The organism is Nonomuraea sp. NPDC049625 (assembly GCF_040675285.1).
Lineage (GTDB): Bacteria > Actinomycetota > Actinomycetes > Streptosporangiales > Streptosporangiaceae > Nonomuraea > Nonomuraea angiospora_A.
This window is the reverse complement of sequence record NZ_JBFAOQ010000026.1, coordinates 44,462-58,038: the sequence shown is the minus strand read 5'-3', so window position 1 is coordinate 58,038 and position 13,577 is coordinate 44,462. Positions and strand designations below refer to the sequence as shown.

Genomic DNA, 13,577 nt, shown 5'->3' with positions numbered 1-13,577 from the left:
ACACGTACGGTTCGGCTATGGCACACCCTTCCTGGGCTCCGAGCCGGCGCATGGCCCCGCGTACCCCCTATGAGGAGGTTGTCGCGGACATCTGGCGCGACATCCTCGGCTCTCCGCACCTGAGCGTGTTCGACGACTTCTTCGAGCTGGGCGGGCACTCGCTGCTGGCGCCCAAGGTGGTGGCGCGGATCAGGAAGATCCTGGGTGTGCGGGTCTCGGTGAAGGAGTTCTTCGCCGCCCCCACCGTGGCCGGGCTGGCGGCGGTGGTGGCCGCGCGCTCGTCGTCGGAGGGTTCCGCCGTCGAGCCGCGTACGGCCGAGGCCGAGCCGGTGCTGTCGTTCGACCAGGAGCGGTTGTGGCTGGAGAACCAGCTCCGGCCCGGTACCGCCTACAACGTGCACGGACGGCGGCGGCTGGTGGGGCCGCTCGACGTGGCGGCGATGGAGGCGAGCATCCGCGCGATCCTGGTCCGGCACGAGACGTTGCGTACCCGCTTTCCGACCGTGGACGGGCGGCCGGTCCAGGTGGTGGACGATCTCGGCGCCGACTGGAGGCTGGAGGTCGTCGAGGGCGCCGATCTCGACGAGGCGCGCCGGCTGGCGGACGAGCAGGCGACCACTCCGTTCGATCTGGCGCGGGGGCCGTTGTTCCGGTGCCTGCTGGTCAGGCTGAGCGACACCGAGCACGTGCTGGCCGTCACGATGCACCACATCGTCTCCGACGCCTGGTCGGTCGGGCTGTTCGTGCGTGAGTTGTCGGCGTTGTACGAGGCCGGCGGCGACGTGGAACGGGCGGAGCTGGCCGAGCTGCCGATCCAGTACCGGGACTACGCGGTGTGGCAGCGGGCGGCGCTGGCGGGCGAGGCGCTCCAGCGGGAGGTGGGCTACTGGCGCGAGCATCTGGCCGACGCGCCACCGCCGCTGGCATTGCCGCTGGCGCGGCGGTTCTCGCCGGCCAGGGGAGCGCGGGGTGAGCGGCTGCGGTTCGATCTGTCGCCGCAGGAGACCGGTGAGCTGCACGAGTTGTGCCGCAAGCACGGTGTGACGCCGTTCATGGTGCTGCTGGCGAGCCTGGCCACCACGCTGGGCCGCTGGTCCGGGCAGCGGGACGTGGTGATCGGCGTGCCGGTCGCCGGGCGTACGGACGAGGGCACCGATCGGTTGATCGGGTTCTTCGTCAACACGCTGCCGTTCCGGGTGGACCTGTCGGGCGAGCCGACGTTCGCGGACCTGCTGACCCGGGTGCGCCAGGTCGCGCTGGACGGGTACGCGCACTCCGACGCGCCGTTCGACGTGCTGGTGAAGGAGCTGCGGGTGCCACGGGACCCGGGCCGGACGCCGCTGTTCCAGGTGCTGCTCAACGTGATCGGGAGTCCGGTGGCGGAGGAGATCACCGGCGTCGCGGTCGAGCCGATGGAGATGCCCGCGCTGGACAGCAAGTTCGATCTCATGATCAGCGCGCAGGAGGTCGGGGAGGCGCTGCAGATCCACCTCGAGTTCAACGCCGAGCGGTACCGGTCGGCGATGATGCGGGTGTTGATGGAGCAGCTGCGGGTGTTCCTGCACGCCGTGGTGGAGGATCCCGGCCGGGGGTTGCTGGACTACCCGCCGGACGCGGCCGGGAAGACGGCCGCCGGTGACTGGCCTGCCGTGGCGCCGCATCTGGCGGTGGACTGGTTCGCGCAGGGGCGGGATCGGGTCGCGGTGATCGACCGGGACGGCGAGCGGAGCTACCGGTGGATCAGCCGCGCGGCCGATCGGGTGGCTCGCGTGGTGTCGGAGCGTGCGGCGTCGCAGATGGAGCACTTCGGGGTGGTACGGCGAGCCTCGGCGGCCTTCGTGGCGGCGGTCCTCGGATGCGGGAAGGCAGGCGTGACCTTCTCCGTGATCGAGGAGGCGGGGCCGGTCGCGGCACGGTATCTCGGGGTTTCCACGGTGGTGGACGTGCTCCCGGGGAGCGAGGCGGATGTCGATCTGAGCCCGATCTTCGCCGAAATTTCCGGCAACGACGGCGAAAGGGTGACCGGAGACGGAGAGGGGCCGGATCAGGAGCCGCCGGACGCACGGCCGGAGGCTGACTGGGCGGTGCGGAGGTTCGGGCTGGAGGAGGATGACCGGTTCGCGGTGTTGTCGGCCCTGCCCGGTCACCTGGTGTCGGCGATGTCCAGCGCGTTCGGCGCCGGGGCGGCGCTGCTGCTGCCGGAGCGCGGCGACCTGTCCCTGCTGAGGGAACACGCGGTCACGGTCGCCTACCTGACCCCGGCGATCCTGCGCGGTCTGGACGCTGCCCGCGAGACGCTCCCGGCGCTCCGCCACGCGTTCGTGGAGAACTCCGGCGACCTGATCTCCCACGACCTGGTGGCGCTGCGCCGCCTGTCGCCCGGATGCCGGGGTGTCGGCGTCTACCGGGTGGGCCGCGACGGGCGGCCGGTCGCCGTCTATCCGGTCCCGGCCGACTGGCAGCCGCAGAACGCAGGCGTGCGGGTGCCGCTGAGCGGCGGCCCGGCCGACGACCGGGCCGAGCTGCGCCACGCCGGCGATCAGCTCGCCGCCGTGGGCGAGGTGGCCGAGCTCTGCTCCGGCTCCCAGCACTTCGGCGACCTGGCCCGCCGCTGGATCGACGGCACGCTGGAGTTCGTCGGCCGGGCGGACGCCGATCCCGTCGAGACGCTGGCCGCGCTGCGCGACGGCCCGGACATCCGGGACGCGCTGGTGACCGAGCATGTCGCGGCGGACGGCAGGATCGTGCTGGTCTGCTACCTCACCGGCCCCGACCCGGCGCTCGGCACCGTCAAGATCCGGCAGTACCTCCTCACGGTGCTGTCCGACGCCTTGATGCCCGAGCACCTGTTCATCCTGGATGAGCTGCCCCGCACCCGCGACGGCGACTACGACCTCGACGCGCTCCCCGTCCCCGACGACGACGGAGACCCGGTCGACGACTACGCGCCGCCGAGCACGCCGATCGAACACCGTCTCGTCGCGATCTTCGAGGAGCTGCTCAGCGTGGAGCGGGTCGGCGTCCACGACACGTTCTTCGAGCTGAGCGGCTTCTCACTGCTGGCCACCCAGCTCGCCTCGCGCATCCGTGACACGTTCGGCATCGAGCTGTCGCTGCGGGACGTCTTCGGCTCGCCGACGGTGGAGAGCCTGGCCCAGTTGATCGTCCGCGCTCAGGGAGAGCTGTACGGCGCCGACGACCTCGAAGCGCTGCTGAACGAGATCGAGTCGGCAGGACCGGGAGCTTGAGGACGATGACCCAGGAAACCGAGCACCACACGCCGCTGGGCGCGACGGGCTGGATGCTGTGGCGCGAATGCGCGCTGCGCAGCACGGGGTTGCCGGCCGCGTGGTTCGCCGAGCTGTGCGACGCCGAGCTGGCCGCCGCGGCGGACCACCTGGATGAGCGCGCTCCGGCCACCCAGCAGCAGTGGGAGAAGGTCTGGGCCGCCGCGACCGACCGGCTGACCGCCGTGATGCGCCGGGCGTCCACCGATCCCCTGTTCCGCGAGGCGGTGGCCTGGCAGAACCCGCAGGTCGTCCGCGTCTGCCTGGACAAGGTGGCCGCGGGTGAGCCGCGCTCGCACCGCGAGGGCCGCCGCCACGAGCTCACCATCACGACATACCTGCAGCGCTACTCCCTCAAGAACGACACCGTCGGCTTTTTCGGCCCGCTCGGCTGGGCCCGGATCGGCGCGGATGACACCGGCCTGGAAATGACTCCGGGGCCCGGGTTGCTGTCCCGGCGCACCGCCTACTTCGAGGGCTGGGCTATCGACGCCGTGGCGGAGACGCTCGCGGCGCGTCCCGAGGTGTGGCCCTGGCTGCGTCCCACGACGGACGCGGCGGCGACGCTCACCGGAGGCGTGCTGCGGCTGCCGTTCCGCAAACCGGTCCCGCTGCGGGCCGCCGAGCTGCGTGTCCTCGGACGCTGCGACGGCCGCCGCACCGTGCGCGACCTCGCGGGCGACCCGCCGGATCCGGCGATCGTCGCCGTCCTGCTACGGCTGTGCGAGCTCGGCGCGGTGCGCGTCGACCTGAACGGCAAGCTGGTCACCTGGCCCGAGCGGGAGCTGGCCGAGCGCATCGACCTGATCGCCGACGCCGCGGTACGCGCCCGCGCCCGGTCCTCGCTGGACGAGCTGGTCGGCGCGCGTGACGCCGTGTCGGCCGCGGCGGGGGACGCGGAGCGGCTCATGACGGCGCAGGGTGAGCTGGCCGAGACGTTCGAGCGGATCACCGGCCGGCAGGCCACCCGCCGCTCCGGTGGCGTGTACGCCGGCCGTACCCTCGTCTATGAGGACACCGTCCGCGACCTCGACGTGCGGCTGGGACGGAGGGTGACCGACGCGCTGGCCGCGCCGCTCGGACTGATGCTGGACAGCGCGAGGTGGCTGACCGATGCTGTCGCCGAGCGCTACGAGGCGCGGGCGCGCGAGTCGTTCGACCGCGAGACGGCCCGCACGGGCTCTGCCACGATGCCGCTGCTGCAACTGCTGACCTCGGTCATGCCGGAGCTGGGCAGGCTCACGCTGACGCCGGGGTCGGAGATCGTGGACGAGGTCGTGGAGGAGTTCCGGCGGCGCTGGCTGCGGGTGATCGAGCTGCCGCCGGAGGAGTTCGGCTCGACGCGGGAGCTCCGGTTCACCGCCGGGGAGCTCGCCGGCCGGGTGGCGGCCGAGTTCGCCACGGGCGTGCCGCGCTGGAGCGCCGCGCACTGGTTCTCGCCGGACCTCATGCTCCTCACCGCCGACGAGGACGCGCTGGCCCGCGGCGACGTGGACTTCGTGCTCGGCGAGCTGCACTGCTCGGCCAACACGCTGGAGAACAAGGTGTTCGTCAACCAGCACCCGGACCCGCGCCGCCTGCACGAGGCCGCCGTCGCCAGCGGCCTGGACGAGCGCGTGGTGGTCGTCCCGCGCGCCGACTCGCCGCTGGCCACCACGCGGATGTCGCGCGCCGACGAGATGATGCTGTCCGGCTACACCTACCTGTGCATCGGCGCCGAGTCGTTCGAGCCGCCACCGGAGTCTCCGCTGGTCTCCGTGCTGGACCTGGTGGTGGAGCGGCGCGGGGACGACCTCGTCGTGCGGCATCGCTCCGGGCACGGCCGCGAGCACACGTTCACGGAGGCCGCGGGCGACCTGTTCAGCTCGCTGGTCGTCGACGCGTTCAAGCCGTTCGGCGGCGCGGCGCACAGCCCGCGCATCACCGTCGACCGGCTGGTCGTCAACCGCGAGGCGTGGACGTTCCCGGCCGCCGACGTGGCCTGGGCCTTCGTCAAGGACGAGCGGCGGCGTTACGTGCAGGGACGACGCTGGCGCGCTCAGCATGGCCTGCCGGAACGCGGCTTCGTCCGGGTGCCGACCGAGCGCAAGCCGATGGCCGTGGACTTCAGGAGCCTGTCGCTGGTGAACCTGCTCGGCAAGTCCATCCGCCGCAGCGCCGAAACCGGGTCCGGTACGGTCACGATCTCGGAGATGCTGCCGGACATCGACCGCCTGTGGCTGCGCGACGCCCGCGGCGCCCGTTACACCGCCGAGCTGCGCATCGTCGCGATGAAGCGCCCTTAGGGGTACGGCAGGGCAGCCCGGTCGACCTTGCCGGTGGTGGACAGCGGAATCGCCGGCAGGGTCTCGTACCGGGCGGGCACCATGTAGGCGGGCAACACCGTCCCGCACTCGTCCCGCACCAGCTTGGGGTCATAGCCGTCGCCCGCCACCACATAGGCGATCAGGAGATCCCCGAGCGTGCGATCGGCGACCAACCGCACCACCGCGTCCCGGACCCCCGTGCACCCGCGCAACACCGTCTCGATCTCCCCGAGCTCGACGCGCAGCCCGCGCAGCTTCACCTGCCGGTCGGCCCGCCCGAGGTACTGCAACTCGCCGTCACCTGTACGGCGGGCCAGATCCCCCGACCGGTACCAGCGAACGCCGTCCGCGACGACGAACCGCTCGGCCGTCAGGTCGTCACGGCCCAGGTACCCCACGCCGACCCCGCCGCCGGACACCCACATCTCGCCGGCCTCGCCGTCCGGCACCGCCACGCCGTACGCGTCGCGGAGCACGACGTCCAGATGCGGGAGCGAACGGCCGATCGGCGAGCGGTCGGGACCCCGCAACGCCGTCTGGTCGAGCTCCTTGAAGGTGACATGCACGGTGGTCTCGGTGATCCCGTACATGTTGACCACGACCGGTCTGCCGTCCTCGGGCAGCGCGTCCAGGAAGGCGGCGGTGACGTCCAGGTCCACGGCGTCCCCGCCGAAGATCACATAGCGCAGCGGCAGCGGCGGCCGCCCCGCGTCGGCGTGCGTCTCCACCAGCACGCGGAACACCGGCGGCACCTGGTTGAGCACGCTCACCCCCTCCCGGATCAGCAGCTCCAGGAACTCCACCGGGTCCACGGAGGTCTCGGCGTCCACGATCACCAGGGTCGCGCCGGTGGCCAGCGCCCCCCACAGCTCCCACACCGAGAAGTCGAAGTTGATCGAGTGGAACAGCGTCCACCGGTCGTCGGCCCCGACGTCGAACAGCGGCAGCGCGGCGTCGAGCAGGCTCAGCACGTTCGCGTGGGTGAGCACGCAGCCCTTCGGCCGCCCGGTGGAGCCGGAGGTGTAGATCACGTAGGCAAGGTCGCCGGGGGTCAGCGCGGGCAGCCCGTCCGCCGGTGCCGGCTCGTGGCCCCAGACCGGCACGTCGCCGCCCACCGTGTGCCGAATCCCGGATTCGTCCACCATGAGCCGCAGCCGCTCGGCCGGATACCGCGGATCGAGCGGCACATACGCCGCGCCCGCCAGCATGATCCCGAGCACCGCCACCGGAACGTCGGCCGACCGGCTCACCCGCAGCCCCACCAGCTCACCGCGCCGCACACCCCGGCGTACGAGCTCGGCGGCGAGCCCCCGGGCCGCGGCGTCCAGCTCCGCGTAGGTCAGGCGCTCCGCACCGCAGACGACCGCGATCCGGTACGGCTGCCGCGCGCACACCTCCGCGAACAACGCGGGAAGCGAGTCGTTCACAGGAGCACCCCGTCACCCGTCACCAGCTCCGCCACCGACATCCCCGGCCGCGCGACGACCGCGCGCAGCAGCGTGAGGTAGCGATCCAGCATCCCGCGCACGGTCGCCGCGTCGAACAGATCCGTGCTGTACTCCAGCAACACCGTGATCGTCTCCTCACGCGGCCCGGAGCCCGCGTCCTGGAAGCGGTCCTCGGCATGCGGGATGATCACCGCGTTCAGGTCGAACTTGGCCGAGCGGTTGTGCGCGTTCAGCACCTCCAAGCGCACGTCGGGCAGCCGCAGTCTCGGCATCGGCGTGTCGAGGAAGCTGAACATCACCTGGAACAACGGCGTGTGGCTCAGGCTCCGCGCCGGTCGCAGGTGCTGGACGAGCTTCTCGAACGGCATGTCCTGGTGTGCGTACGCCTCCAGGCAGGTGTCACGGACCCGCTCCAGCAGTTCCGGGAAGGCCGGTTTCCCGGACAGGTCCACCCGCAGCAGAACGGTGTTGATCATCATGCCGAGCAGGTTCTCCAGCTCGGCCCGCTGCCGGTTGGCGATCCCGCTGCCGATGACGATGTCCTGCTGGCGGCTGTCGCCGTACAACAGCATCGCGAACACCGCGAACATGGTCATGAACAGGGTGGCGTCGTGGTCCCGCCCGAGCTCGCGCAGTCGCCGCGCGAGGCCGTCCTCGATGACCAGGACCTCCTCACCACCGCGCAACGTCGGCTCGGCGGGCCTGGGCCGGTCGGTGGTGAGTCGCAGCAGGGGCGGCGCGCCGTCGAGCCGGCGGCGCCAGAAGTCCAGCAGGGTCGTCAGCCGCTCCCCCGCGATCGCGCGGCGCTGCCAGTGCGCGAAGTCGGCGTACTGGACGGGCAGCTCGGGCAGACGTGGCTCGCGGCCGGTGGCGTGCGCCTCGTACAGCTCCAGGAAGTCGCGCAGGAACACCCCTTGTGCCCACCCGTCGTGGATCATGTGGTGCTCCACGACGACCAGCACGTACTCCTCGGCCGCCAGCCGGACCAGGGACACGCGAAGCAGCGGGCCCTCCGCCAGGTCGAACGGCTCCTGTCCCGCGGCCAGGATGTAGTCGCGGATCCAGGCGTCGCGCTCGTGCTCGGGCAGCCCGGTCCGGTCGAGCGTGGTCACCGGGATGCCGCGTGGCTCGTGCACGTGCTGCACCGGCTCGCCGTCGAAGTCGGGGAAGGTCGTGCGGAGGATCTCGTGCCTGACCTCCAGGTCGGCCAGCGCCCGGGTGACCGTCTCCAGGTTCACCTTGCCGTACAGGCGCATGGCCCGGGGGACGTTGTAATTGGTGCTGTCCGGCTCGACCTGCTGCAGGAACCAGATGCGTTCCTGGACGAACGACAGGGGCAGCGGCTGGTCCCGCGGGGCGGGCGGCACCGGCCCGGACCGGGTGGGCGCGGCACCGGGAAGGCGGGCCGCGAGGGCGGCGAGCGTGGGCGACTCGAAGACCGCGCGCAACGGCAGGTCCAGCCCGAGGGTGTCGGCCACGCGGGCCAGCACCTTGGTGGCCTGCAGCGAGTGGCCGCCGAGCGCGAAGAAGTCGTCGTGCCGCCCCACCTCCGGCACTCCCAGCACCTCGCGCCAGATCTCCGCCAGCGCGCGCTCCTCCGGCGTCCGCGGCGGCTCGGCCGGGCCCTCCCGCACGGGGGCGGGATCGGCCATGGGCAGCCCGGCGTAGTCGATCTTGCCGTTGACGGTCCGGGGCAGCGCGGCCAAGGGGACGTAGTGGGCCGGGACCATGTACCCGGGGAGGACGGCGCGCAGAGACGCGCGCAGTTCCTCGGCGGGCAGGGCAGGCGTCACGTAGGCGATCAGGTGCTCTCGCAGGGTCACCGCCGCGTCGGCGACGCCGGGCAGGCGGCGCAGCGCCGACTCGATCTCGCCGAGCTCGACGCGGTAGCCGTTCAGCTTGATCTGGCGGTCGGCGCGGGCCACGAACGCCAGCGAGCCGTCCGGCAGGTGCCTGACCAGGTCGCCCGTCCGGTACAGCCGCCCGCCCGCGGGGCCGAACGGGTCGGCCACGAACCTCTCCGCCGTCAGCGCCGGCCGATGGAGATAGCCGTGGGCCAGCCCGATGCCACCCAGATACAGCTCACCCACCACTCCGGCCCGCACCGGCCGGCACGCCTCGTCGAGCACGTAGGCGCGGGTGTTCGCGATCGGACGGCCGATGGGGGCCGCGGCGCCCGTCAGCTCGCCGGACGTGGCCACGATCGTGGCCTCCGTGGGCCCGTAGGTGTTGACCAGCCGCACCCGGTCGCCGGCCCGTTCCCGCCAGGCCGCGACCCGGTCCGGCAGAGCGCGCTCGCCACCGATGATGACGAGCCTCAGGGTTTCCGGCAGTACGGCTTGGCCGTCCTCCAGCGCTCCCACCAGGTCGTGCCAGAACGCGGTCGGCAGATCGAGCACGGTCACCGCCTCCGCCGCGCAGGCCCGCAGGAACCCGGCCGGGTCGGCCAGCATGCGGTCCGTGCGCAGGACCAGGCAGGCGCCCTGAGCCAGGGCGGGGTAGATCTCCTCGGCGCTGGCGTCGAACCCGATCGAGGCGAACTGGAGGATCCGGTCGGCCGGGCCGATCCCGTACATCCCGGCGGCGTGCAGCGTGTGATTGGTCAGGGCCGCGTGCGGGACCGCCACCCCCTTCGGCGTCCCCGTCGAGCCTGAGGTGTAGATCACGTATGCCGTGTCGGAGGGCTTCATCCGTGGCGGCGTCGTCGCCTGCCGCCGGATCTCCGGCCGGTCCGCGTCGAGCAGGATCACCGGAGCTTCCGGCAGCTTGTCTCTCAGGGCACGCTCGCTCAGCACGCCCGTCACGGAGGCGTCGGCGAAGGCGGTGGCGACCCGCTCCGGGGGGTTGAGGGGATCGAGCGGGACATAGGTCGCTCCCGCCTTGACGACCGCGAGCAGCGCCTCGACCATGGCCGGGCCCTTGTCCAGATATATCCCCACCCGTGTTCCCGGGCTGACCCCCCTCTCGCCGAGCAGGTGCGCGAGCTGGTTGGCGCGCTCGTCCAGCTCCCGATAGGAGACCCGCTCGCCGCCCGCCACGACGGCCGTCGCGTCCGGTGTCCGGGCGGCCTGCCGTTCGAACAGCTCCGCCACGGTCGTGCTCGTGTCCACGGCGCGATCCGTGGCGTTCCACTCCCGCAGGACCCGCACGCGCTCGGCCCCCGTCGCGGGCAGCAGCGTGCCGAGCCGGGTCTCCGGATCGCCGGCGGCGGCCTCCAGCAGCGTCAGGAAGGTCTCCGCGAACCGCTCCGCTCCCGGGCCGTCGAACACGCTGGTCCGGTATCGGAGCAGGCCGCGGACCTCGCCGTCGATCTCGGACAGCGACACCTCCACGTCGAACGCGCTCTCCCGGGGTTCGACCGGCAGCGACTCGGCCACCAGACCGCCGCCGAAGGCTCTGCGCACCCCCGCGTGGCCGAGCAGCACCGCGGGGAAGCGCGCCAGGTCGGCGGCGTTCGGCTGGTTGAACACGAACATCGTCTGGAACAACCCGCGGCGCGCGTGCCGCTCGGCCAGGAGGGCGCTGGGCAGGCTCTGGTGCTCAATCGCGCCGATGACCTGGCTTCTGGTCTCCTTCAGCAGGTGCCGGAAGGTGAGCCGTCCGTCGGCGCGGCTTCTGATCGGCACCGGGTTCATGAGGTAGCCGACGATCTCCGCGAAACCCGGTCCGGTGCGGGCGGCCACCGGCGTGCCGACCACGATGTCGTCCTGGCCCGTCAGCCGGTGCAGCAGTGCCTGGAAACCGGCGAGCAGCAGCACGTTCAGCGTGACGCCTTCTTCCGCCGCGCATCGCTTCAGCCTGCCGATCAGCGCGCTGTCGATCCTGAAATGCCGGGCCTGACCGCGATCCGATGCGTTGTCCGCGTTCCACGACGCGAGCTCCAGCGGAGGAGCGCCTTCGCCGATCCGCCGGCTCCAGTAGCGATCCAGCTCACGTCCGGCCGGGCCGGAGAGCAGCGCGTCCTGCCACGCGAGCACGTCCGTGACGTTCGCGCCGGGCGGTGCGAGCTCGGCGGGCGGGCCGCCCGCCCGTTCCGTGTACAGCGCCGCGAGCTCACGGCCGAGGATCATCGTCGACCAGAAGTCCGTCACGATATGGTGCGCCGTCACCAGGACCACGTGCTCGTCGCTCGCGCGCCGGTACAGGCGCAGTCGCACGAGCGGGCCGGAGGCGAGGTCGAACGGCCGGTGGGCGTCCTCGGCCAGCCGCGCCCGCAGCGCCTCGTCGTCGAGCCCGTCCACCTCGACGTGCTCGAAGGCTCCCGGCAGGTTCGGCCGGGTCACCCGTACGGGCTCGCCGTCCTTGCCGGTGAAGGCCGCCCGCAGCGCGTCGTGCCGGGACACGAGCGCGTCGAAGGCCGCCCGCAGCGCGAGCGGGTCGAGCGGGCCGCTCAGCCGGAACGCCGCCACCGTGGTGTGCGCGGTGCTCTCCGGTGCCAGCTGCTGCAGGAACCACAGGGTGCGCTGGCCGGGGGTGAGCCGCGTCGTCGTCTCAGGCACCGCCGGTGCCGTGGTGTGCGGGTCCGGTACGGCCTCGACGTCCGCGGACGCGGCGATCCGGGTGGCGACCTCGGACAGCGCGGCGCCGCTGAGGATGTCGGCGAGAGGCAGGCGCAACCCCAGCTCGGTCTCCACGTCCTGCTGGAGCTGCTGCGCGCCCAGCGAGTCCAGCCCGGCGGCCAGCAGCGGCAGGTCCGGCGTCAGGTCGTCGGCGGGCACGGCGCAGAGGGCGGCGAGCCGGGCGCGCAGGTAGTCCTGGACGGCCCCGGCACGCCGGTCGCCGGGCATGGCGAGCAGCGCCTCCCGGGTGAGACCGGCGGCGGACACGTCCATCGCGTCGGGGTCGCTTTCGCTCCTGCCGATCTCGGGCAGGTCTCCTGCCAGCAGTCGCTGACGGCAGGCGTCACGCCGTACCTTGCCGCTGGTGGTCTTGGGCAGAGCGCCGGCGGGGATGGCCACGACCAGGACGGCGCTCACCCCGTGCTCCTCCGCGACCCGGTGGCGGATCGAGCGGGAGACGGCGGCGATGTCCACGTCACCGGCGTCCCTGGCGAGCTCGTACACCAGAGTGAGCCGGTCCTCGACGAGGAAGGCGGCGACCCCGCCGGGACGCACGGCGGGGTGGGCCCGCTCGGCGGTGGCCTCGAGGTCCTGGGGGTAGTGGTTGCGGCCCCGGATGATGATCAGGTCCTTGATCCGGCCGGTGACCACGAGCTCGCCGTCGCGCAGGAAGCCGAGGTCGCCGCTCCGGAGGTAGCCCGAACCAGCGGCGAGCTTCGCCTGGAAGACCTCGCGGCTCAGGTCGGGACGGCCCCAGTAGCCTCCTGCCACGCTGGGGCCGCGTACCCAGATCTCGCCGACCTGACCGGGCGGGCAGGGGCGGCAGGTGCCGGGGTCGACGATCTCGACGCTCTGGTCGGGTGCGCTTCGGCCGCTGCTGACCCGGTCGTCCACGGAGTCGTCCACGGAGTCGTCCACGGTGGAGGCGAAGCCGCCGGTGACGATGAGCGTGGCCTCGGCGAGGCCGTAACAGGGGAAGAAGGACTCCTTGGAGAAACCGGCGGGTGCGAAGGCGTCGGCGAAGCGTTCGAGGGTGGCGCGGCGGACGGGTTCGGCGCCGTTGAAGGCGACCCGCCATGAGCTGAGGTCCAGGCGGTCCCGCTCGCTCGCCGTGGTCTTGCGCACGCACAGGTCGTAGGCGAAGTTGGGGCCGCCGCTGACCGTCACACCCACCCGCGACAGCGTCTCCAGCCAGCTCAGCGGCCGCCGCAGGAAGTCGAGGGGAGACATGAGCCAGACGGGGAAGCCCGCGTAGAGCGGCTGGAGGAGACCGCCGATCAGGCCCATGTCGTGGTAGGGAGGCAGCCAGCTCATGCCGCGGCTGTCCTCGGTGGTGCCGAAGAACTCGTGGATGAGCCGGGAGTTGTGCAGCAGGTTGCCGTGGGAGAGGATCACGCCTTTGGGCTCGGCGGTGGAGCCGGAGGTGTACTGCAGCACGGCGGTGGAGGAAGCGGTCGCCTCGGGCGGCCGCCATTCGGCGGCGTCCGAGGCAGGTGCGTCGGTGGCGATCCAGGCCGGCTGCCCGGGCAGGCTGCCGGCCAGGGGCAGCAGCGGAGTGACGGTGAGCGCCGCGCGAGGGTCGGCGTCCGTGACGGTGGCCAGCAGCCGCGGCAGCGTGCGGTCCAGCCGGAGCGGGTCGGGAGGGAACGTGGGGACGGCGACCACACCGGCGTACAGGCAGCCGAAGAACGCCGCGAGGAAGTCCGCGCCGGGCGGGTAGAGCAGCAGCGCCCGATCACCCTCGGCCAGGCCCGCCCGCCGCAGCCGGACCGCGATCGCGCGGGCCCGGAGGTCCAGCTCGCCGTAGGTGAGGGGGGTTTCGGCACCGTCTTCGGCGAGGAAGACGTGACCGACCTGCTCGGGCCGGCGGACAGCCCGCCACCGGAGCAGCCACGCCAGCGTCTCCACCTCGGCGACCGTGCGAACGTTGGGGAAGTCTCCTCTGGTCACTGGCCCTCTTACCTCCGCGGCGCGGGT

Annotated in this window: 4 protein-coding genes; 2 read left to right on the top strand and 2 right to left on the bottom strand. The window is 72.4% G+C overall.

All coding sequences use genetic code 11. The annotated features are described in order from the left end of the window. The first annotated feature begins 17 nt into the window (after positions 1-17). Positions 18-3,248: a condensation domain-containing protein gene (locus AB0J87_RS58070; RefSeq protein ID WP_363983664.1), complete on the top strand. Its 3,231-nt coding sequence runs from the start codon at positions 18-20 to the stop codon at positions 3,246-3,248. A gap of 5 nt (positions 3,249-3,253) precedes the next feature. Next, positions 3,254-5,572, top strand: a complete 2,319-nt coding sequence (locus AB0J87_RS58065; protein WP_363983662.1) for a lantibiotic dehydratase — start codon at positions 3,254-3,256, stop codon at positions 5,570-5,572. Here the strand turns inward: AB0J87_RS58065 and AB0J87_RS58060 are convergent. Both AB0J87_RS58060 and AB0J87_RS58055 read right to left on the bottom strand, forming a co-directional pair. Further along, positions 5,569-7,020 carry an amino acid adenylation domain-containing protein gene (locus AB0J87_RS58060; protein WP_363983660.1) on the bottom strand — a complete coding sequence of 484 codons (1,452 nt, stop codon included), beginning with the start codon at positions 7,018-7,020 and terminating at the stop codon, positions 5,569-5,571. The genes AB0J87_RS58065 and AB0J87_RS58060 overlap by 4 nt on opposite strands. Then, entirely contained in the window at positions 7,017-13,550 is a 6,534-nt protein-coding gene (locus tag AB0J87_RS58055; RefSeq protein WP_363983658.1) for an amino acid adenylation domain-containing protein, read from the bottom strand. Before AB0J87_RS58055 ends, AB0J87_RS58060 begins: the two co-directional genes overlap by 4 nt. Between the last annotated feature and the right edge of the window lie 27 nt (positions 13,551-13,577).

Bases quoted from the DNA above. Each gene is read 5' to 3' on its own strand.
- AB0J87_RS58070 (WP_363983664.1), top strand. From the start codon at position 18: ATGGCACACCCTTCCTGGGCTCCGAGCCGGCGCATGGCCCCGCGTACC.
- AB0J87_RS58065 (WP_363983662.1), top strand. From the start codon at position 3,254: ATGACCCAGGAAACCGAGCACCACACGCCGCTGGGCGCGACGGGCTGG.